A 21,911-nucleotide genomic window follows, 5' to 3' on the forward strand; every position below is an offset into this window, starting at 1 on the left:
CGGGGCGGTGGGGTGGGGAAGGTGTTCAACGAGTGTTGCTCACGGGCGAGGCGGCGGCGTTGCTCCGCCGCCTCACCGAGATGCACGGTCCGCTGATGTTCCACCAGTCCGGTGGGTGCTGCGACGGCAGTTCGCCGATGTGCTACCCGGACGGGGAGTTCAGGACGGGGTCGGCGGACGTGCATCTCGGCGATCTGGTCGTCGACGGCCTGGACCGGCCGATCGCCTTCTGGATGTCCGCGAACCAGTACGCGTACTGGAAGCACACCCAGCTCACCGTCGACGTGGTGAAGGGTTGTGGCAGCGGCTTCTCGGTGGAGGCTCCGGAAGGTGTCCGCTTCCTGATCCGCTCCCGCCTCTTCACCGACCAGGAGTCCGCCCAACTCGGACTCCACTAGAGCGGGTGCCGACCGTCCGGTGGCGTTGCCGGACGGCCGGCACTCCCATTTCGGGCCCGAGTACGGCGGCGAAGCCTCGTGCCTGGTCGGGCAGTGACGTGCTGTCGACGGTTGGCGTCAGGTTCGCCGGATCACCAAGGGCCTTCCGGGCAGGACCACGGTGGCTTCGGTGGGCAGTGCGGCGCCGTCGACGTGCACGGCCTCGAGGTCGAGCTGGCCGGTGTGGCAGGTGACGGTGACGGAGTCGGCGGTGCTGGTTGCCACTCCCCAGCCGGTCCCGGCGACGAAGGGGAGTTGCCAGGTGTCGGCCGTGCGGGCGACGTCGAGCGGTGCGAACGTGAGGATGCCGGACAGGGCGTCGTACCGGAAGCCGGCGAGGGCTTCGAGCACGGTCCAGCCGGCGGCGTTGCGGATGTAGTGGTCACCACACTCGATCGGGTTGAACGGGTTGCGCCGGCTGCCGTCGTACCGGTCCCAGAGGCCCTGGAGGATCTGGAAGCCCTCGTCGACGAGTCCTTCGTAGAGGCAGTGTGCGGCGACCTGGTACTCCGATCCGGTCCACACCTCGTCGCAGTACCGGGTCGGGACGTCCGGGCGGCCGCCGTGCGGCCAGGTGCACATCAGCAGGCCGGTGTCGTCGCCGTCCGCAAAGACTCGGTAGGGGTGGTCGAAACCATCGAAGCCCTTGCGGAGGTTGTGCCGCACCACGTTGCGCAGCGCGGTCTTCACGTGGTCGGCCGGCAGGACGTAGCCGAGGTCGAGCTGGTGGGCCCACCACTGCCCGACCAGCTGGTCCGCCAGGCAGCCGTCTCCCCACTGGAAGTCCGGCTTCTCGTCCGGCGACAGGATCTGCCGGTAGTACTCACCGGTGAACAGGAGTTCGTCGTACGCCTTGCTCCCGGCTTCGAAGAGCACCCGGTAGCCCTTGCCGTCCTCGCCGAGAAGCAGCGCCATCTCCTCGGCGGCGCGGAGTGCGGCCAGCCAGAGCGTGCCCATGAAGGTGTTGACGCCACACAGGTCGATGTCGTGCGTACTGGGCTGAACGCCACGCAGTACGCCGGTCGCCCCCGCGTCCCATTTGTCCCGGATGTGGGTGAGCAGTCGCTCGACGTTCGACCACCGGCGGCGGAGCCAGTCGAGTCCTGCGCCCAGCCGGACCTCGCGGTAGGTCTTCAGCACCGCGCCGAGCATGCCGTCGAGCGCGGGCTCCTCAGGGCCGCCGATCATTACGTCCCACAGTTGCCGGTGGTACGTCGGCGCGATCACTCGGTGGGGGATGTACCCCTCGGGTGCCTGCATCACGTCGTACTCCGTATCCCGCATGTTCCGCTCGAGCGACGGGAAGAGCCGGGAGAGCGTCTGCTCGTAGTTCCACACGTGTGTGCAGTTGAGCGGGCACGAGCCGCCGTACCGGCCGGCCCACATCCCGGTGGACGCACCGAGCACGCCCTCGAAGCCGAGCACGGTGTCGTCCGCGGTCTGGAACATCGTTGGGCTGCGGATGTCGGCAACCAGCGCAGCCAGCCGAGAACCGGCCTCACCGGGCAGACTGCTCGACTCGAACGCGTCCGCCCAGGCGGTCGTGACCGCCTGCAGTTCCGGCCACCGGGCGATGAACGACTCCGACACCGCCACGGCATCAGGCGTACGGCGGGTGTACGCGTTGCCGAGCCAGAAGCGGCTGTGACCGTAGTCGCGCCGCGGTCCGAACTGCTGAAAGTCGACATATCGGTTCGGGAAGTGCCACGCGATCAGGAACCGGCGCCGCACGGTTTCACCGGGCTCCAGACGGAAGGGCGCGGCCAGGGCGCCGTTCCAGGTCGTTCCCTGCGCGCTCGGGCCGTCGGCCGAATACGGGCGACGTGTCGGCCGGCCGGCCAGGTAGGTGATGAACTGCTCGGGCTTCGACCACTGTGGATAACTCAAGGCCGCCGGGCTGTCCGTCGAGAGCACCAGTTGTCCTGCGCCTGGGTGATCCAGAGCGAGGGCGGTGTTCTCCATGATGAGCGACGTCCACTCGTCGGTCTCCCGCAAGCGGTTCGTGTTGCCGCCGTACAGGCTGCAGTCGACGCCGTCGATCGGGGTCACGCCGTCCCAGCCGACGGAGTTCTGCAGGGCACCGGCGAGCAGACCGTGCAGGGGGAACTCACCGGTGTTGTGCAGCGTGAAGGTGAAGGCGACCACCGGTTGAGAGCTCGCGGCCGCGTCGGTCGGCACCAGCGGGTTGAACACGTCCATGCTGATGTCCAAGGGCAGGTCGGTCACGTAGTCGACCCGTGCGCGCGGATACACCGCCGACACCTTCGCCTCGCCCACCGGCTGCAGCACCTGATGCAGCCGCCGCTCGCAGTCCGGTACGACGTCATCCGTGACAAGTGGCGTGTGCGACGGCTGCCGCAGCGGTCCTTGGAGCAGACGGATGTCGTCCAGCGGCGGCTCGACCTGGGACAGCCGCAGCGCGAAGAAGCTGTCCGGCACGCTGGCCTCGTGGTTGCCGATGTTGTGCAACTGCCACTGCCGCAACGCGCCGTTGCCGGCGAGGGCGACGGTGCCGGTCCCCAGGCCGCCCAACGGCAGTGCGAAGTGCGTCAGTTTGTCACCGCTGTAGTGCATGGTTCTCCGTCCGGTAGACAGTCCAGGTGCCGGCCGAGGCGAACAACGCCACCGGACCGGGTGCGAGCAACAGCAACGAGGCGGTGACCGAGGTGCCGAGCATCAGTGCGACGACTCCCAACGCAACGATCCCCAGGGGTACGACGGGTGCGCGAGCGACCAGCGCCAGCGACGTGAACCACAGCGACCGCCCTCGCATTCCGGTGGTCACACGGAGGCTGAACGCGTAGCAGGCCGCCAGGACGGCCAGCACGGTCGCACATCCGCTGACCGCCATCGGCAGCAGGAACAGCGGACCGCTGTAGAGAGTCCAGTTGAGCAACGCCAGCGCACCGATGATCGCGGGAACGGCGGCGACCTCCAGCCCGGCGGGCCCACATCGTCGAACGCTGCGCAGCATCAGCAACACCCCACCCGGGCCGTCGCGCACTACAGAGTCAGTGGTCGCTACCAGGCCGGCCCACACCGGACCGACCAGCAGTGCACTCAGTAACACGCTGCCTGGTGAGAGCCCAGGCATCAACAGCACGACGACTCCGGACGCTGTACACACCAGGACGCCGGCAGCGGCGAGCAGCGGTAGCTCGTGCCAGAGAGCACGGAGGGCGGCGGGGAGGTGGTCGGTCATGCGCGCAGGCCAGTGGAGGCGATCGAGGCGATGAAGGACCGCTGGAAGATCAGGAACAGGACGAGGATCGGCAGCACGACCAGGGTGATCGCCGCGAACAGCACGACCGCGGGACCGCCGCCCATCGCACCCTGCAGCGCGACCAGGCCGACCGGCAGCGTCATCTTCTCCGGGGACGACAGGAAGATGTAGGGCCAGAAGAAGTTGTTCCAGGACGCCTCGAAGACGAAGATCCCGAGCGCCGTCAGCCCGGGCCGGGCCAGCGGCAGGATCACCCGGAACAGGATCCAGAAGTGTCCGGCGCCGTCCATGATCGCCGCCTCGTCCAGCTCGCGCGGGATCGAGGCGATGTACTGCCGCAGGAAGAAGATCCCGAACACGTTCACCAGCGCCGGCAACCAGATCGCCACCGTGGTGTCGACCAGGTTCAGCCACCGCATCATGATGAAGATCGGGACGACGGTCAGCTGGACCGGCACGACGAGCGCGGCCAGCAGCACCGAGAAGATGTGGTCGCGCCCGGGGAACCGCAGCCGGTTGAACGCGTACGCCGCCAGCGCACTCGTCAGCAACGCGCCGGCCGTCGTGATCACCGCGATCTGCAGGCTGTTCCAGGCCATCCGGGCGAACGGGATCAGGTCGGGCACCTGCTGGAAGTTCTCCAGCGTCGGCGGACGCGGGATCCACCGCGGCGGCAGCTGGAACGCGTCGATCGGTTCGGACAGCGCGGTCACGACCAGCCAGACCAGCGGCGCGATCATCAGCAGCCCGCCGAGCACGAGCACCAGGTCGATCAGTTTGCCCTTCACTGGTGCACCCACCGCCGGCTGAGGCGGAACTGCAGCCCGGTGACCACCATGATCACCACGAACAGCACCAGCGAGAGGGCGGCGGCGTACCCGACCTCGAAGGACTGGAAGCCCTTCTCGTAGGTGTACATCACGATGCTCCGGGTCGCGCCGTCCGGGCCGCCCTGGGTCATGATCACCATCGGGTCGAAGATCTGGAACGCGCCGATGAACGTGATCACGGTGGCGAAGAAGATCGTCGGCGACATCACCGGCAGGGTGACGCTCCAGAACCGCCACCACGCGTTCGCGCCGTCCACCCGGGCCGCCTCGTGCAGTTGCGCCGGGACCGTCTGCAGCCCGGCCAGCAGGATGATGAAGGTGTAGCCGATGGTGTGCCACCAGTCGACCACGATCAGCGTCGGCAGCGCCCACGTCGGCGAGGCCAGCCAGTTCGTCGTCGACGAGAGGTAGTAGTTCGCCAGCCCGAACGCCGGGTCCAGGACGTACTTCCAGATCAGCGCGACGGCGGCCCAGGAGATCAGGAACGGGAAGAAGTACGCCGTCCTGACGAAGTACTTCGTGCCCCGGGTCATCGTCCGGTGGACGCCGAGCGCGAGCACCATGCCGAGGCCGATGTGTGTGACCACCGACGAGATCGCGAACACGAAGGTGTTGACCACCGCGCGGATGGTGTCCCCGTCCGTGACGAGTCGGCGGAAATTGTCCAGCCCGGCGAACTCCGGCGTGCTGAGCAGATCCCAGTGGAACAGGCTCAGCCCGAACGCGGCGACCAGGGGGAGGGCCACGAAGACAAGGAAGAGCAGCACCGCCGGACTGATGAACAGGTAGCCCGGCAACCAGTCCCGGCGCTGCTTGGCCGTCGCCTGCTGCACCCGGGCCCGCTCGGCAACGGCGGTCACCAAGTCAGACCAGCCCCTCGAGCGAGGTCTGCGTCTTGCCGAGCGCGTCGGCCGGGGACGCGTTGCCGGTGAGCACCTGCTTCCAGCCGTCCTCCACCGCCTTCTGTACGGCGGCGCCCTTGTCCGGCGACGGAATCGGCGTCGCGTAGCTGAGCGCCTGGTACAGGTACTCGGTGCCCTTCGGCGCGTCGGTCAGGAAGGACTCGCTGTTCGCGATCGACTTCCGCGCCGGCACGATGGTCCCGCCGAGCTGGGCGAAGAACGACGACCCTTCCTTCGAGATCAGGAACTTGATGAAGGTCCAGGCGTCGTCCTTCTTCTTCGACGCCTTCATGATCGGGTAGCCGTTCCAGCCGACCGGCGAGCCCTGCTCCACCTTGGTCGGCCAGGGCACGATGCCCATCTTCGCGGTCGCCTTCAGGTTGCGGATGCTGATGATCGGCCACCGGCCGCCGCCGAACATCGCCAGCTTGCCCTGCGCCGCCGCGGTCGTCGCGTCGAACGTGCCGCCGGGAGGCGGCGAGAGCTTGTCGGCGACCAGCTTGCGGTTGAACTCGGCCGCCTCGAGCACCGCCGGGTCGTCGAACGTCGGTGTCGACCAGTCGTCGCTGAAGCTGCTGGTGCCGTTGGTGAGCAGCCAGGGCATGATCGCCGCGAAGTACTCCGGGCCCGCGGCGTACCCGAAGGCGCCGGTCTTGGCCTTGATCGTCTCGCAGGCGGACCGGAAGTCGTCCCAGGTCCACGTCGCCGTCGGTTCGGGAACGCCGGCCTTCGCGAACAGCTCCTTCGAGTACCACATGCACATCGTGTTGAACTCGCCCGGCAGGTAGTACGTCTTGCCGTCGGTGGAGCTGTACTTCTTGTTCCACTCGATCAGGTTCGGGTCCATGTCGGCGTAGTACTCGTCGATCGTCGCCTTGTCCTTGGCGATGTAGTCGTCGAGCGGCGCGAGCAGCCCCTTGGACGCGAACAGCCGCTGGCCCTCGGTGGCCACCTGGATCACGTCCGGCACCTGGCCGCCGGCCAGCCGGGTGGACAGCTTGTTGAAGAAGTCGCCCCAGTTCGACAGCGGGATGCCCTCGGCCTTCAGCTTGATGTCCGGGTGTTGCTCACCGAACCTGGCGAACAGCTTGTTCCAGGTGGCCTGCTGCTCGGCCGTGCCCATGTAGACGAACGACAGTTCCTTCGTCGACGACCCGCCGCCGTCCTCACCCCCACCGCACCCGGCCAGCGCACCGGCGAGCGCCGTACCGCCCGCTGCCTGCAGGAACGTTCGACGGCTGAGCAGGGACATCGGTGGACCTCCAGCATGGGAAATCGATTTCTCGCCACCTTACGCCCGGCCGGCGAAACCGTGTCAAGGGCGAACGCCCCCAGGGGCCAGGTCCAGGCCGCACCGGCCGCTCGTCGCGGGATCGCCGGGCGGATCATGATCCGCGGTGGCAATGCACTTCGTGTCGGCTCCGACCGACCCCAGTCGCACATCCACTGGACGACACCCATTGCGTTCATCTCGTAGCTGGGTGCAACGGTTCTGCTGTCGCTCCTAGTACTCTTCCGCACACGAAGGACAACCCTCGTTCCCATGCCCAATCCGGTGATTTCCCTTCCCCGGGGCCACCGCCAGGCTTAGGGTCACCCCCGGGACGGGTCGTGGAGGGCGATCCGCGCACACAACTCCATGGAGCGTTTGTGATCACATCACGCAGAGGGCGGGGGCTCCTGGCAGCCACCGCCGTCTCCGCCGCCACTGTGCTGGTCGTGACCGCCGCAGGTGGCGCCACGGCCGCGCAGACCGCCGGTCCCGATCAGGGCAAGGCGGCTCAGGGCGAAACACTGGGGGGCCGGGAGCAAAAGGGCAACTACGACGCCCGCACGCCCAGCGCCAAGACCACGTACGCCCGCGCCGCCAAGGTGGCCGGCAAGGAGACCGCCGCGTCGGAGAAGTTCCGCAACTCGCTCGGCACCCAGGGTGTCGTCGAGGTGGACCCGAACACCGGCACCCCGGCCCAGGTGACCAAGCTCGACGGCTTCCTGACCGGCAGGAGCGCCAAGAAGGCGCAGGACATCGCGCTGAACTACGTGAAGGCGCACCCCGAGGTCTTCAAGCTCTCTGCCGACGACCTGGCCACGCTGAAGCTGCGCAAGGACTACGTGGACGACCTCGGCACGCACCACATCTTCTGGACCCAGGTGGTCGACGGCATCGAGGTGTTCGGCAACGGCCTGAAGGCCAACGTCACCAAGAACGGCCAGTTGATCTCGATCATGGGCGCCCCGGTGGCCGGCCTGACCTCCCAGGCCCAGGCCCGGTCCGCCGCGGCCGCGCCGAAGCTGACCGCGGCGGGGGCTCGCAGCGCCGCGGCCGAGGACATCGGCGGGACGGCGAAGTCCGCGACCGCGAAGACCACCGGCGCCGAGACCAGGTTCAGCAACGGCGACATCGTCGAGCAGGTGTGGTTCCACACCGCCGACGGGCTGCGCAAGGGCTGGATGACGTACGTCAACACCGGGGGCACCAAGATCTACACGCACGTGATCGACGCCCAGACCGGTGGCCTGCTCTACCGCCGGAACCTGTCCAGCGACGGCGTCGGCGACGCCCTGGTCCAGGACAACTACCCGGGCGCCGCCAAGGGCGGGACCCAGCGGGTCGAGAACCTGATCTACAACAAGTGGCTGCCGAAGAACGCCAAGACCCTGCTCGAGGGGACGTCGGTCGCCGCCTGGGCGGACGTGAACGACAACAACCAGCCGGACGCCGGCGAGACGGTCAAGGTGCCCGGCACCCGGACCACCGCCGAGTACAAGCTGACGCCGTTCAACGCCTCGTCGATCTGCTCGGCGACCTTCGTCTGCTCCTGGGACCCGGCCAAGCCGGACTCCTGGAAGACCAACCTGAACCAGGACGTCACCAACGGGTTCTACCTGGCCAGCAACTTCCACGACTGGCTGGCCAAGCCGCCGATCAGCTTCACCCCGGCGGCCGGCTCGTTCGACGCCGCGGGCGGCGACCCGGTGCTGCTGAACGCGCTGGACGGCGCGGCCACCGCGGCCAACGGCGGCCCGGACGCCAACCACGTCAACAACGCGAACATGAACACCCCGCCGGACGGCATCCCGCCGACCATGCAGATGTACCTCTTCGGTACGCCGGGCGACAACACCACCGTGGCGACCAGCTCGTCCAACTCGGCCGACATCCTGTACCACGAGTACGGCCACGGTCTGTCCAACCGCCTGGTCGTCGACGCGACCGGCAACTCGACGCTGAACAGCATTCAGGCCGGCGCGATGGGTGAGGCCTGGAGCGACTTCTACGCGCTCGACTACCTGGTGTCGCACGGTCTGGAGAAGGACACCACCGCGCCGGGCGAGGTCCTCGAGGGCAAGTACGTCACCGGCGGTGGCTCGATCCGTACCCAGGCCATCGACTGCCGGGTCCGGGCGAAGGCGCCGGCGTGTGTCGCCGCCGACGGCTCGCAGGGCGGCTACACCTACGGCGACTTCCCGGCCATCGGCGGCGCCCCGCAGGTGCACGCCTCGGGTGAGGTCTGGGCGCAGACGCTGTGGGACCTGCGGGAGCGGTTCGGCCGCAGCTACGCGGTCAGCATCATCACCCGCGCGATGGAGCTGGCGCCCAACGACCCGACCATGCTCGACATGCGCAACGCGATCGTGCAGGCCGACCTGGTCGCCAGCGGCGGGAAGAACGCCGACATCATCTGGACCGTGTTCGCCAACCGCGGCATGGGCTGGTACGCCGGTGTCGTCGACGGCGGCGACGCCTTCCCGGCGGAGGACTTCCACAAGCCGCCGAAGGGTGCGACCACCACGCTGACCGGCACGGTGAAGGACAAGGACACCGGCGCTCCGGTGGCCGGTGCGCTCGTCTACGTCGGCGGCCACGCCTCCGGCTTCGCGGGTGACTACGCCGACGCCACCGACGCGAACGGCACGTTCGGCATCACCGGCGTCGCCCCGGGCACCTACCCGAAGGTCGTCGTGTCCGCTCCCGGCTATGAGCTGATCGTCCAGCCGGTCACGGTCAAGCCCGGCGCCACCGCCACCTTCGAGCCGCGCCGCAACTGGGCGGCCGCCTCCGGTGGTGGTTCCGTGGTCGACTTCAACGGGCCGGACTACAGCCCGCAGTGCGGTCCGGACTACGCGATCGACAACGCCCAGGGCACCGGCTGGGGCAGCACCACCGGTGACGACAACGCGACCCCGACCAACCAGATGATCCCGAAGCACATCGACGTCAAGCTTCCGGAGACGGTCGACATCAGCGCGTTCAACGTCGACCCGTCGAACACCTGTGGTGACCCGGGCAGCTCGTCGACCGGTCAGTACAAGATCGAGACCTCGGCCGACGGCACCACCTGGGCGACCGCGGCGGAGGGCACCTTCACCGCGGAGAACCGGGGCAAGTACAACCTGGTCAACCCGACCGGCAACGCCACCGGCGTCCAGTACGTGCGGTTCTGGATGCTCAGCCCGCAGGTGCCCGACTTCGCCACGAACTGCCCCGACGGAGCCTTCGGCGGATGCCAGTTCACCGACATGACCGAACTCCAGGTCTTCGGCACGAAGTAACGCAGTACCTCCGCGAGGGCCGGTCGAGCATTCGCTCGGCCGGCCTTCCGCATTCTGGACAGTCGCCGGAATGTGTAGTGAATTAGTCTAGTTTCGCCGGATGGACGATCCTGGGTGGAGCGGCGACCGAGCCGCGCTCGATCAGCGTCGGCTCGACGGTGGTCCGGCGGACGCGGCGGTTGGTGTCGACGGCGGACGTGACCCGCGCGACCACGTCGTTCACCAGGTCCTCGAGTGGCCAGTGGAAGGTCGACAGCGGCGGCGTGAGCAGCTGGGACAGCGGCTGGTCGTCGTAGCCGAGCAGGGAGACGTCGTCCGGCACGCGGAGGCCGAGCTCGCGGCCGGCTGCGTACACTCCGAAAGCCATCGAGTCGGCGAGCGCGAGAATGCCGGTCGGGCGGGAACTGCCGCTGAGCAGTTCGCGGGCCACCTCGGTGGCGCCGGCCAGGTCGTGCGGGCAGGGGATGATCCGGACCTTGAGCTTCAGGTCAGCGGCGACTCGCTGGGCGATCTCCTCGGCCGGACGCTGCGTCTCGAGACGGTGCGACGGGCTGAGCACCGCCACGCTCCGGTGACCCGCGTCGGCCAGCCGGCGCAGCGCCGTACTGACTCCGGTCTCGTTGTCGAAGATCACCTCGGACTTCGCCTTGGCGCCGGGGAGGGCGTCGCCGATCGCGATCACCGGCGCCTGCTGGGCGATCCTGGCCCAGCCCTTCGCGGCCGGGTTGACCGGAATCACCACGATCGCGTCGGCACGGTGGTCGACCAGGTGCTGGGCGAGCTCGAGCTGCCGGTCGGCGTCGCCGGCCGAGTCGATGATCCAGGCGTTCCGGTCCGGTGCCAGCAGCTCGCGGCCGAGCGCGGCCGCGAGCCGTTGCTGCCAGAGATCCTCCAGGGACGCGCAGAGCACGCCGACGGAGCCGCTGCGCCCGGACGCGAGCGCCCGGGCGACCGGGTCGGCCTGGTAGCCCAGCCGGTCGGCCGCATCCTGGACGCGTTGCCGGGTCTCCGGCGTTCCGTGCAGGCCACGCAGCGCGTAGGACACGGCCGCCATCGACAGGCCGGTCTCCGCGGCGATGTCCTTGAGGGTTGGCCTCCGGCCGGATCCGGACATGTGTCGAACCCTAGCCCGTCGGTCGGACAGAAACTTGACAAGCGCGGTCTTGAAGCGCTTCACTCTAGACATCCTGAAGCGCTTCAATTTGATCAGGTCCAGGAGGTGACGCAGTGATCGACGTCCATCAGCACCTGTGGCCGGCCGAGTTCGTCGACCGGCTCCGCGCTCGCCGGGCCGCGCCGTACCTGGACGGCTGGACGCTGCACACCGCGACCGAGGCGCCGCACGAGATCGACCCGGCGGCGCACGCGATCGACAAGCGGGTCGCGGTGGAGCAGGACGCCGGCACGGCGCTGGCCGTGGTGTCGCTGTCGAGTCCGCTCGGGATCGAGCAGCTGGGGGACGCGGCGCTGCTCGACGCTTGGCATGTGGGCACTGCCGCGCTGCCGAAGCCCTTCAAGGCGTGGGCGTCATGCGATCTGCGCGAGCCCGATGTGGCCGGCGCGGAATCCCTGCTGAACAAGGGATTCGTCGGATTGCAGCTGCCGGCGCACGTGCTCGGGACGCCGGCCGGGTGGGAGGCGCACGGCGAGCTTCTCGCGACGGCCGAGCGGTTGAACAAGCCGATCCTGGTCCACCCGGGCACCGCCGTACCGGTCGACGAGGCGCCCGGGTGGTGGGCGCCGGTGGTCGACTACTCGAACCAGCTGCAGGCCGCGTGGTGGGCCTGGCACGCGTACGGCGGGCGCCACCAGTTCCCGCGGTTGCGGCTGTGCTTCGTCGCCGCGGCCGGGCTCGCACCCGTGCACCACGAACGGCTCGCCGCCCGCGGCGGCGCGCTCGGCACCATCGACCCCAACCTGTACGTCGACACCTCGAGCTACGGCCCGCAGGGTATCGACGCGGTCGCGCGGGTCCTCGGCATCGACCAGGTCGTGCACGGCACCGACCGGCCGTACGCCGGGATCACCGACCACCGCCAAGGCGACGCCGCGACCGCGGTGATCCGCCACGACAACCCACACCGGCTCCTGTACGGAGCCGGGCAACCATCTCCTGAGAGGGGAGTGCAGTGACTGCTCAGCCCATCGACGTACCAGTCGTCCCAGCGCGCCAGGCCAGCCGGCTCGTGGAGCTCAACAATTGCCTGTCGCTGGACAACCTTCCGGGCCGGGACCTCGATCCCACCGAGTTGTCCGAACTCGCCGCGTCGGTCGCCGCCCAGCCGCACCTGTGGGAGGACATGGTCGCCTACAGCGACCAGGAGCGCGTCTTCGCCTCGCTCCACCGCGACGCCAACGTCGACGTCTGGCTGATCTGCTGGACGCCGGTCAACGACACCGGCTGGCACGACCACGACGTCTCCTCCGGCGCGGTCGCGGTCGCCCGCGGCAAACTCGTCGAGCACAACCTCGCCATCGGCACCGAGTCCATCGAGACCGAGGTCGAAGCCGGCGACGTCTACGGCTTCGGCCCCGACCACATCCACCGCCTCACCGGCCTCGACAAAGGCAGCGTCACCGTCCACGCCTACAGCCCACCCCTGTGGCGCATGGGCCAGTACTCGGTCAAGGAAGGGGTCCTCCGCCGCGTCTCCGTCTCCTACGCCGACGAGCTCCGCCCGTTGGACTGACGGAGAGCAGAGAAGACCGGACGAGGACAAGAAAGAAGAGATACACAGTGGCCTGCGGGTGGCCGGCCGGTTCAGGCAGGCCGGCCTCGCCGCGGTCGATCCGACGATGTCGAGTCGAGCGTTCGCGCATGTTCTCGCTCCGCGCGCCGCCGCGGTCGACGGTCAGCCGGGCGACGGGGGCGAGTTCGCTGCTGCCGAGGTCGGTGCGCTCGACGACGCGGACCCCCAGAAGACGTTCGACCGTCCGTTCCACCCCGGCGACTCTGTCCGCCCGGATGTCACTTGTTTGTCGGTTCGCCATCGATCTCGTCCGGCGGTTGGGTGGTACGGGGTCCGCGGGGTAGAGATGGTGCAGTACCGACCCGGGGGGCGGGATCCGAACGGAGCGGAGAAGGATTCATCGATGGCGGAGCTTGCAATCGCGGCGTTGAACCCGGCGATCCTGCCGGCGGCCACGGGCAACTACACGCACGGGGTCCAGGTGGACGGGGCCGAGCGGATGGTGTTCGTCAGCGGCCAGGTCCCATGGGGCAACGAGCACGGGCGGGTGCCGGAGAGCTTCGAGGCGCAGTGCCGGATGGTCTGGCGGAACGTGCTCGTGGTGCTCGGCGAGGCCGGGATGGGGGTGCACAACCTGGTGAAGGTGACGACGTACCTGTCCGACCGGCAGTACCGCGCGCTCAACTCGAAGATCCGCGAGGAGGTCCTGGGCAAGCACGCCCCGGCCCTCACCGTCATCATCTGCGACATCTACGCCGAGGAATGGCTCCTGGAGATCGACGCGGTCGCCGTGGCCTGAAGCCTCGGGCGGACGGGCGAGTCCGCCCGAGGCTGTTCGTCAGGCCCAGGTCTCCGCGTGGGTGGCGGTGCCGTTCGGGGCGATGAGCTCGGTGACGACGTCCTCGGCGTCGGCGTCCAGCGGCTCGAACGGCGGCTCCGGTACGACGTACGCGCGGGCGCCGGCCACCATCTCGATCCCCGGCAGCTCGAACCACGCCTCGCCGACCTCACGGCTGATCTCGTAGATCGCCTGCTCGGCCGACTCCACCGGCTCCGGCTCGGCGCCGTCGTCCAGCTCGGCCGGGTGCCGTTGCTGCGCGGCCCGGCCGGCCTCGATCAGCGCGTCCAGGTCGGCCACCCGCAGGTCGAAGCGGGAGACCACACTGATCACGTGGTCCTGCTCGATCTCGTCGTCCTCGTCGTCGGCGGTGTCCTCCAGCAGGAGAGGTGCCGTACCGGTGTGCTCGAAGACGGCGTCGTTCCAGCCCTCGACCAGCTCCTCGAGCGCGGCGTTCTGCTCGTAGAGCGCGGCCTGCTCCTCGTCGCCGGTCATCGCGAGCAGGGCCTCGGTGTGGGCCTGGAGACGCTCCGCCAGCCGGCGGCTCGCCTCGGCGAGCGCCTCCCGGGTCTCCGCGGAGAAGAACTGCTCGGTCGGCGCAGCGATGTCCATTTCGGTCACTAGGTGTTCTTCTTCCCTTGTCTGTGGGCTGTGATTGCCAGGCGTAAGTATGCGGACTGCGGCCGTCAACGCGAAGTCGCACCCGGCAGCGACTGCCCGTGAGAACCCTGTGAGAGCTCCCGCGGCACGTGTGAGAGCCCTGTGAGAACCCTCCTGTCAGCGCAGCGAGCGGTGTGCAGTGACTGCATGAGCACCTTCTCTGCCGGCCTCGTGGTCGCAGTGGCCCTGATTCTCTACCTCGTCGCCGCCCTGATCTTTCCCGAGAGGTTCTGATGTCCGACACCGTCGCCGGCCTGCTCCAGGCCGGCCTCCTGGTCGTGCTCCTGACCGCCGTGTACCGGCCGCTCGGCGGCTACCTGGCCAGAGTCTTCACCTCCGACCGGGACCTGCGGATCGAGCGCGGCGGTTACCGTCTGCTCGGGGTCGACCCGACGGCCGAGCAGACCTGGGCCGTCTATGCCCGCTCACTCATCGCGTTCTCCGTGATCAGCCTGGTCCTGCTGTTCCTGATCCAGCGGCTGCAGTCCCATCTGCCGTTGTCGCTCGGGCGCCCGAACGTCGAGTCCGGGCTGGCGTTCAACACCGCCGCGTCGTTCGTGGCGAACACCAACTGGCAGTCGTACTCGCCCGAGGTGACCATGGGCCACCTGGTCCAGTTCGCCGGCCTCGCGGTGCAGAACTTCCTGTCCGCCGCCGTCGGCATCTCTGTCGCGATCGCGGTGATCCGCGGTTTCGCCCGGTCGACGACCGACCGGCTCGGCAACTTCTGGGTCGACCTCACCCGCACCACCCTGCGGGTCCTGCTGCCGATCGCGATCGTCGGCACCCTGGTGCTGGTCGCGACCGGCGTCGTCCAGAACTTCTCCGCCGGCCACGAGGTCACCTCGGTGGCCGGCCAGACCCAGACGATCCCGGGCGGTCCGGTCGCCAGCCAGGAGGTCATCAAGGAGCTCGGCACGAACGGCGGCGGCTTCTACAACGCGAACTCCGCACACCCGTTCGAGAACCCGAATCCGCTGTCCGACCTGGTCGAGATCTTCCTGCTGCTGCTGATCCCGGTCTGCATCACCCGGACGTTCGGCCTGATGGTCGGCGACGAGCGGCAGGGCTACGCGATCCTCGGCGTGATGGGCACGCTGTGGGCCGCCTTCACCTTCGCCACGACGTTCTTCGAGAACCAGGGCGCGGGTACGGCGACCCAGGTGGCCGGCGCGGCCATGGAGGGCAAGGAGACCCGCTTCGGCGAATGGGCGTCGGCCCTGTTCGCCTCCTCGACCACCGGCACGTCGACGGGCGCGGTGAACTCGGCGCACGACTCGTTCACCCCGCTCGGCGGCGGTACGGCGCTCCTCCACATGATGCTCGGCGAGGTCTCACCCGGCGGAGCCGGGACCGGGCTCTACGGCATGCTCGTGCTCGCCGTCCTGACCGTGTTCGTCGCGGGCCTGATGGTCGGCCGGACCCCGGAGTACCTGCAGAGAAAGGTCACCGCGCGCGAGATCAAGCTGGTGTCGCTGTACATCCTGACCACGCCGACGCTGGTGCTCACCGGTGCGTCGACCGCGATGGGCCTGGCGGTGGCGCGGGCGTCGATCTTCAACACCGACAGCCCGCACGGCTTCTCCGAGGTGCTCTACGCCTTCACGTCCGCCGGGAACAACAACGGCAGCGCGTTCGGCGGGCTCAGCGCGAACATCCCGTTCTACAACGTCGCTCTCGGACTCGTGATGCTGCTCGGGCGGCTCGTGCCGATCGTGCTCGTGCTGGCGCTGGCCGGCTCGTTCGCCCGGCAGCAGCCGGTTCCGGTGACCCAGGGCACGCTGCCCACCGACACGGCCTTGTTCGTCTCGATGCTGGCCGGCGTCGTCCTGATCGTCACCGGCCTGACCTACTTGCCCGCACTCACTCTCGGACCCCTTGCGGAGGGACTGTGACCGCGCCGTCGAAGTCGTCCACCGGCCGATCGGACCCGCGGATGCTGCTCACCTCGCTGCCGGACGCGCTGCGCAAGCTCGACCCCCGGGTGATGGTGAAGAACCCGGTGATGTTCGTCGTCGAGGTCGGGGCGGTCGCCGCCACGACCCTCGCGGTCACCGACCCAGGGGTGTTCGTCTGGTGGATCGTCGTCTGGCTCTGGCTGACCGTCGTGTTCGCCAACCTGGCCGAGGCGGCCGCCGAGGGGCGGGGCAAGGCCCAGGCGGAGACGCTGCGGCGGTCGAAGACCGAGACTACCGCCCGCCGGCTGACCGGCGACGGCGGGGAGGAGGAGGTACCGGCCACCGCCCTGAAGCTCGGTGACCTGGTGGTCGTCGAGGCCGGCCAGGTCATCCCCGGTGACGGCGACGTGGTCGAGGGCGTGGCGAGCGTCGATGAGTCGGCGATCACCGGTGAGTCCGCGCCGGTGATCCGGGAGTCCGGCGGTGACCGGAGCGCGGTCACCGGCGGCACCAAGGTGCTGTCGGACCGGATCGTCGTGAAGATCACCACGAAGCCCGGCGAGAGCTTCATCGACCGGATGATCGCCCTGGTCGAGGGCGCGTCCCGGCAGAAGACGCCGAACGAGATCGCGCTGAACATCCTGCTGGCCGGCCTGACGATCGTCTTCCTGGTCGCCACGGTGACGTTGCCGACGTTCGCGGCGTACGCGAACACCGAGTTGAGCCTGGTGGTGCTGGTCGCCCTGCTGGTCTGCCTGATCCCGACCACCATCGGTGCGCTGCTGTCCGCGATCGGGATCGCCGGGATGGACCGGCTGGTCCGGCGCAACGTGCTCGCGCTGTCGGGCCGCGCCGTCGAGGCGGCGGGCGACGTGAACACGCTGCTGCTCGACAAGACCGGCACGATCACGCTCGGGAACCGGCAGGCGGCCGAGTTCGTCCCGGTCGGCGGGGTCGCCGACGCCGAGCTCGCGGACGCGGCCCAGCTGTCCAGCCTGGCCGACGAGACGCCGGAGGGCCGGTCGATCGTCGTCCTGGCGAAGACCGGGTACGGACTGCGTGAGCGGCACACCGGCGAGTTGCCGCAGGCAACGTTTGTCGAGTTCACCGCGCAGACCCGGATGAGTGGTGTGGACGTGGACGGCCGGCTGATCCGCAAGGGCGCGGCCGGGGCGGTCGACGGCTGGATCCACGCCCGCGGCGGGAGCACGGACCCGCGGCTCGGTGAACTGGTCGACGGCATCTCGGCCTCCGGCGGTACGCCGCTCGTCGTCGCCGAGAGCGTGGACGGCACGGCCCGCGCGCTCGGTGTCATCCACCTGAAGGACGTGGTCAAGCACGGGATGCGGGAGCGGTTCGGCCAGCTGCGGTCGATGGGCATCCGGACCGTGATGATCACCGGTGACAACGCGCTGACGGCGAAGGCGATCGCCGAGGAGGCGGGGGTCGACGACTTCCTGGCCGAGGCGACGCCCGAGGACAAGATGGCGTTGATCAAGCAGGAGCAGGAGGGCGGCCGGCTGGTCGCGATGACCGGTGACGGCACCAACGACGCGCCCGCGCTCGCCCAGGCCGACGTCGGCGTGGCGATGAACTCCGGTACGTCGGCCGCGAAGGAGGCCGGCAACATGGTCGACCTCGACTCCGACCCGACCAAGCTGATCGAGATCGTCGAGATCGGCAAGCAGTTGCTGATCACCCGCGGGTCGCTGACCACGTTCTCGATCGCGAACGACGTGGCCAAGTACTTCGCGATCCTGCCGGCGCTGTTCGCGACGGCGTACCCGGGCCTGGACCGGCTGAACGTCATGCGGTTGCACTCGCCGGAGTCGGCGATCGTGTCGGCCATCGTGTTCAACGCGCTCGTCATCGTGGCGCTGGTTCCGCTGGCGCTGCGCGGGGTCCGCTACCGGCCGTCGTCGGCCTCGGCGATGCTGCGCCGCAACCTGCTGGTGTACGGCGTGGGCGGCCTGGTCACCCCGTTCGTCGGGATCAAAATCCTGGACCTGGTGATCTCGCTGGTCCCGGGTCTCCGCTGAGAGGTGGTAGTTGACAATGGCAAGCAGTCTTCGGCAGGCCGGGGTGGCGGTCCGGGCGCTCGTGCTCTTCACCGTCGTCCTCGGCGTCGCCTATCCGCTGGCGATGACGGGCGTCGCGCAGGTGCTGTTCCACGACCAGGCGAACGGATCGATCGTCAGGGTGCACGGCCAGGAGGTCGCGTCCAGCCTGATCGGTCAGCAGTACGGCGAGCGGTGGTTCCAGACGCGGCCGTCGGCGGCCGACTACGACGGGATGGGCAGCGCGGCCTCGCAGTACGGGCCGAACAACCCGGAGCTGGTGAGGCTGATCGACGAACGGCGGCGAGCGGTGGCCGAGCTGGAAGGCGTCAGCCCGGACCGAGTCCCGCCGGACGCAGTCACGGCGAGCGGCAGCGGCCTCGACCCGCACATCAGCCCTGCGTACGCCGCTCTGCAGGTGAACCGGGTCGCTCGCGCACGTGGCCTGCCGGTGGCCGAGGTCCGGAAACTGGTGCAGGAGAACACGGAGGGTCGCACGTTCGGCTTCCTCGGTGAGCCCCGGGTGAACGTGGTCAGCCTGAACGCCGCGCTGGCCGCGCTCTGAGAGCATGGAAGCATGAGTGCTCGCGGGCATCTGCGGATTTACCTGGGTGCCGCGCCCGGCGTCGGGAAGTCCTACAAGATGCTGGGCGAGGGGCAACGACGGCTGGCCCGGGGCACGGACGTGGTGGCCGGATTCGTGGAGACCCACGGCCGGCAGCACACGGCCGACATGCTGGAGGGCCTCGAGGTGGTCCCGCGGCAGATCATCGACTACCGCGGTGCCCGCTTCACCGAGCTGGACGTCGACGCCGTACTCGCCCGCCGGCCGGAGGTGGCGCTGGTCGACGAACTGGCGCACACCAACGTCCCGGGCAGCCGGAACGCGAAGCGCTGGCAGGACGTCGACGAGTTGCTGGCCGCCGGCATCGACGTGATCTCGGCGGTCAACATCCAGCACCTCGAGTCGATCAACGACGTGGTCGAGAAGATCACCGGCGTACCGCAGCGGGAGACCGTTCCCGACCGGGTGGTCCGGGCCGCCGACCAGATCGAGCTGGTCGACATGACCCCGGAGGCGCTCCGCCGCCGGATGGCACACGGCAACGTCTACGCGGCCGACAAGATCGACGCTGCCCTGGGCAACTACTTCCGGGTCGGCAACCTGTCCGCCCTGCGCGAGCTCGCCCTGCTCTGGCTCGCCGACCGGGTGGACGCGGGCCTGCAGCAGTACCGCGCGCAGCACGACATCGAGTCGACCTGGGAGGCCAGGGAGCGGGTCGTGGTCGCCCTCACCGGGGGGCCGGAGGGCGAGACCCTGATCCGGCGGGCCGCCCGGATCGCGGCCAGGTCCGTCGGCGGTGACCTGCTCGCGGTGCACGTCGCCCGCTCCGACGGCCTGACCGGCGCCGACCCGACCCGGCTTGCCGAGCAGCGGACCCTGATCGAGAGCCTCGGCGGCAGCTACCACCAGGTGGTCGGCGACGACGTACCGGCCGCGCTGCTGTCCTTCGCCCGGGCGGAGAACGCGACCCAGCTCGTGCTCGGCGGTTCGCGCCGGTCGCGGCTGTCCTCGATGCTCACCGGCCCCGGGATCGGCTCCAGCACGATCCGCGACTCGGGCGACATCGACGTCCACATCGTCACCCACGCGCAGATGGGCCGCGGCCGGCTGCCCCGGTTGCGCGGCAGCCTGTCCCGGCGGCGCAAGGTCCAGGGGTTCGTGCTGGCCGTCGTCCTGCCGCCGCTGCTCGCGCTCCTGCTCGAACTCGGCGCGGACCACCTGAACCTCACGAGCAACGTGCTCGCGTTCCTGCTGGGAGTGGTCGTGGTCGCGCTGGTCGGGGGACTCTGGCCGGCGCTGCTGACCGCGATCGGCGGCACCGTCGTGCTGAACTACTTCTTCACCCCGCCCACCCGGACGTTCACGATCGCCGACATCAACAACGCGCTGGCGCTGGCGATCTTCGTGCTGGTCGCGGCGATGGTGAGCTCGGTCGTCGACCGGGCGGCGAGACGGACCAGACAGGCGGCCCGCGCGGCCGCCGAGTCCGAGACCCTGGCCACGCTGGCCGGGTCGGTACTGCGCGGTCAGACTGCCCTGCCCGCGCTGCTGGACCGCGTCCGCGAGGCTTTCGGGATGACGGGTGCCTGCCTGATGGAGCGGGTGGACGACGAGCTGACCGAGGTCTGGCGGCCGATCGCCTCGGCCGGCCCGCTGACCTGCACGCGGCCGGAGGAAGCCGACGCGGAGATCCCCGCGCGGGACGACCTCGTCCTGGTGCTGCAAGGCCACCAACTGGCGGCGGACGAGCGCCGGCTGGTCGGGGCGTTCGCCGCCCACGCGGCTGCCCTGGTCGACAAGGCCCGGTTGAGCGAGGCCGCCGCGGAAGCGAAGCCACTGGCCGAGGCGGACAAACTCCGTACGGCATTGCTCCGGGCCGTCGGTCATGACCTGCGATCACCGCTCGCGTCGGCGAAGGCGTCGGTGACCAGCCTGCGCAGCGACGACGTCGACTGGACCGAGTCCGAGCGGGCCGAGTTGCTGGAGACCGCGGACGAGTCGCTCGATCGGTTGTCGCGACTCGTGGACGACCTGCTCGACCTGAGTCGGCTGCAGGCCGGCGTCCTGCCGGTCTTCACCCGGCCGATGGCGCTGGACGAGGTGATTCCCGGCGTACTGGCCGAGCTCGGCGACGACGGCGACCGGGTGACCGTGGACGTCCCGCACACCCTGCCGCTGGTCGAGGCGGACCCGGCGCTGCTCGAACGGGTGATCGCGAACCTGCTCGCGAACGCGGTCCGGTACTCGCCGGAGGGGCGGCCGCCGCTGGTCACCGGCAGTGCGCTGGGCGACACCGCGGAGGTCCGGGTGATCGATCGCGGACCCGGGTTCCCGCGTGCGGACCTGGACCGGGTGTTCGCGCCGTTCCAGCGGCTCGGTGACACCGACAACACGGTCGGGGTCGGCCTGGGTCTCGCGCTCGCGCGCGGGTTGGCCGAGGCGATGCGGGGCACGCTCCAGCCGGAGGAAACTCCCGGCGGCGGGCTGACCATGGTGATCGCGCTTCCCACCGCGACGGCGCGCCCCGCGGACGCTCCGGTCCCAGGAGCCCGCGAACGCCTGGGCCGGGAGGCTCCGTGACCAGGGTTCTGGTGGTCGACGACGAACCGCAGATCGTCCGCGCGCTGCAGATCAACCTGCGGGCCCGCGGTTACGAGGTGCATCTGGCCGGTTCGGGGACGGCGGCGCTGAAGGTGGCGGCGCAGCACCCGCCGGAGCTCGTCATCCTCGACCTCGGGTTGCCGGACTTCGACGGTGTCGACGTGATCCGCGGTCTGCGCGGCTGGTCGGGGGCGCCGATCCTGGTGCTGTCCGGGCGGACCGACCAGACCGACAAGGTCGAGGCGCTCGACGCCGGCGCGGACGACTACGTGACCAAGCCGTTCGGCATCGACGAGCTGCTCGCCCGGATGCGCGCCGTACTGCGGCGCAGCTACAGCTCCCAGGATCAGCCGGTGGTCACCGTCGGCGGCGCGACCGTGGACCTGGCCGCCAAGCGGGTGACGTCGGAGTCGGGGGACGACGTCCGGCTCACCCCGACCGAGTGGCACCTGCTCGAGGTCCTGCTCCGGCACCCGGGCAAGTTGATGTCGCAACGCCACTTGCTGACAGAGGTGTGGGGGCCCGGCTACGAGAACGCGAGCGGCAACCTCCGCTTCTACATGGGCCAGCTCCGCCGCAAGCTCGAGCCGGACCCGGCCCGCCGCAAGCACCTGCTCACCGAACCAGGCATGGGCTACCGCTTCGAACCCTGACCC

At 69.5% G+C, this 21,911-nt stretch carries 18 protein-coding genes; 11 read left to right on the plus strand and 7 right to left on the minus strand.

Going from position 1 to position 21,911, the window contains the following annotated elements; translation table 11 throughout:
* Positions 1–32: 32 nt before the first annotated feature.
* Complete coding sequence (locus tag E1218_RS06285; protein WP_456073230.1) at positions 33–398, plus strand: DUF779 domain-containing protein; 366 nt, start codon at positions 33–35, stop codon at positions 396–398.
* Positions 399–515: 117 nt separating this feature from the next.
* On the opposite strand, the gene E1218_RS06290 is transcribed toward E1218_RS06285, so the two are convergent.
* The 5 genes from E1218_RS06290 to E1218_RS06310 are packed head-to-tail and all read right to left on the minus strand — an operon-like array spanning position 516 to position 6,644.
* A complete protein-coding gene (locus E1218_RS06290; protein WP_132317198.1) occupies positions 516–3,011 on the minus strand; it encodes a GH116 family glycosyl-hydrolase in 2,496 nt (831 codons plus the stop codon).
* Positions 2,995–3,639 carry a hypothetical protein gene (locus E1218_RS06295; protein WP_132317200.1) on the minus strand — a complete coding sequence of 215 codons (645 nt, stop codon included), beginning with the start codon at positions 3,637–3,639 and terminating at the stop codon, positions 2,995–2,997. Before E1218_RS06295 ends, E1218_RS06290 begins: the two co-directional genes overlap by 17 nt.
* Positions 3,636–4,448 (minus strand): carbohydrate ABC transporter permease, encoded by an 813-nt coding sequence (locus tag E1218_RS06300; protein WP_233712047.1) that lies wholly within the window; start codon positions 4,446–4,448, stop codon positions 3,636–3,638. The genes E1218_RS06295 and E1218_RS06300 overlap by 4 nt, the downstream gene beginning before the upstream one ends.
* The gene (locus E1218_RS06305; RefSeq protein ID WP_233712048.1) at positions 4,445–5,350 is read right to left on the minus strand and encodes a carbohydrate ABC transporter permease; all 906 of its coding nucleotides are present in this window, start codon (positions 5,348–5,350) and stop codon (positions 4,445–4,447) included. The genes E1218_RS06300 and E1218_RS06305 overlap by 4 nt, the downstream gene beginning before the upstream one ends.
* Positions 5,351–5,354: 4 nt before the next feature.
* Positions 5,355–6,644 carry an ABC transporter substrate-binding protein gene (locus tag E1218_RS06310; protein WP_132317204.1) on the minus strand — a complete coding sequence of 430 codons (1,290 nt, stop codon included), beginning with the start codon at positions 6,642–6,644 and terminating at the stop codon, positions 5,355–5,357.
* Positions 6,645–7,111: 467 nt separating this feature from the next.
* Between E1218_RS06310 and E1218_RS06315 the strand changes: the two genes are divergently transcribed.
* Positions 7,112–9,946, plus strand: a complete 2,835-nt coding sequence (locus E1218_RS06315; protein WP_233712049.1) for a M36 family metallopeptidase — start codon at positions 7,112–7,114, stop codon at positions 9,944–9,946.
* A gap of 82 nt (positions 9,947–10,028) precedes the next feature.
* Here the strand turns inward: E1218_RS06315 and E1218_RS06320 are convergent, their stop codons facing one another.
* Positions 10,029–11,060 carry a LacI family DNA-binding transcriptional regulator gene (locus tag E1218_RS06320; protein ID WP_132317208.1) on the minus strand — a complete coding sequence of 344 codons (1,032 nt, stop codon included), beginning with the start codon at positions 11,058–11,060 and terminating at the stop codon, positions 10,029–10,031.
* Positions 11,061–11,173: 113 nt separating this feature from the next.
* Here E1218_RS06320 and E1218_RS06325 point away from each other — a divergent pair, with 113 nt between their 5' ends.
* The 3 genes from E1218_RS06325 (at position 11,174) to E1218_RS06335 (ending at position 13,435) form a co-directional block, all read left to right on the plus strand.
* A complete protein-coding gene (locus tag E1218_RS06325) occupies positions 11,174–12,079 on the plus strand; it encodes an amidohydrolase family protein (protein ID WP_132317210.1) in 906 nt (301 codons plus the stop codon).
* Entirely contained in the window at positions 12,076–12,636 is a 561-nt protein-coding gene (locus E1218_RS06330; RefSeq protein WP_132317212.1) for a cysteine dioxygenase, read from the plus strand. Before E1218_RS06325 ends, E1218_RS06330 begins: the two co-directional genes overlap by 4 nt.
* 403 nt (positions 12,637–13,039) lie before the next feature.
* Complete coding sequence (locus E1218_RS06335; RefSeq protein WP_132317214.1) at positions 13,040–13,435, plus strand: RidA family protein; 396 nt, start codon at positions 13,040–13,042, stop codon at positions 13,433–13,435.
* A 39-nt stretch (positions 13,436–13,474) separates the two neighbouring features.
* Here E1218_RS06335 and E1218_RS06340 read toward each other — a convergent pair whose 3' ends face one another.
* Positions 13,475–14,086 (minus strand): hypothetical protein, encoded by a 612-nt coding sequence (locus E1218_RS06340; protein ID WP_233712050.1) that lies wholly within the window; start codon positions 14,084–14,086, stop codon positions 13,475–13,477.
* 195 nt (positions 14,087–14,281) lie between these two features.
* Between E1218_RS06340 and kdpF the strand changes: the two genes are divergently transcribed.
* The 6 genes from kdpF to E1218_RS06370 are packed head-to-tail and all read left to right on the plus strand — an operon-like array spanning position 14,282 to position 21,908.
* Positions 14,282–14,368 carry a K(+)-transporting ATPase subunit F gene (kdpF, locus tag E1218_RS38105; protein ID WP_132317268.1) on the plus strand — a complete coding sequence of 29 codons (87 nt, stop codon included), beginning with the start codon at positions 14,282–14,284 and terminating at the stop codon, positions 14,366–14,368.
* Entirely contained in the window at positions 14,368–16,029 is a 1,662-nt protein-coding gene (gene kdpA / locus E1218_RS06350; protein WP_132317218.1) for a potassium-transporting ATPase subunit KdpA, read from the plus strand. The genes kdpF and kdpA overlap by 1 nt, the downstream gene beginning before the upstream one ends.
* A gap of 41 nt (positions 16,030–16,070) precedes the next feature.
* A complete protein-coding gene (kdpB, locus tag E1218_RS06355) occupies positions 16,071–18,071 on the plus strand; it encodes a potassium-transporting ATPase subunit KdpB (protein ID WP_132317270.1) in 2,001 nt (666 codons plus the stop codon).
* Positions 18,072–18,081: 10 nt separating this feature from the next.
* A complete protein-coding gene (kdpC, locus tag E1218_RS06360) occupies positions 18,082–18,654 on the plus strand; it encodes a potassium-transporting ATPase subunit KdpC (protein ID WP_407657579.1) in 573 nt (190 codons plus the stop codon).
* Between the two features lie 12 nt (positions 18,655–18,666).
* A complete protein-coding gene (locus E1218_RS06365) occupies positions 18,667–21,234 on the plus strand; it encodes a sensor histidine kinase (protein WP_132317222.1) in 2,568 nt (855 codons plus the stop codon).
* Complete coding sequence (locus tag E1218_RS06370) at positions 21,231–21,908, plus strand: response regulator (RefSeq protein WP_132317224.1); 678 nt, start codon at positions 21,231–21,233, stop codon at positions 21,906–21,908. Before E1218_RS06365 ends, E1218_RS06370 begins: the two co-directional genes overlap by 4 nt.
* The last annotated feature ends 3 nt before the right edge of the window (positions 21,909–21,911 follow it).

The sequence above is a fragment of the Kribbella turkmenica genome, assembly GCF_004348725.1.
Lineage (GTDB): Bacteria > Actinomycetota > Actinomycetes > Propionibacteriales > Kribbellaceae > Kribbella > Kribbella turkmenica.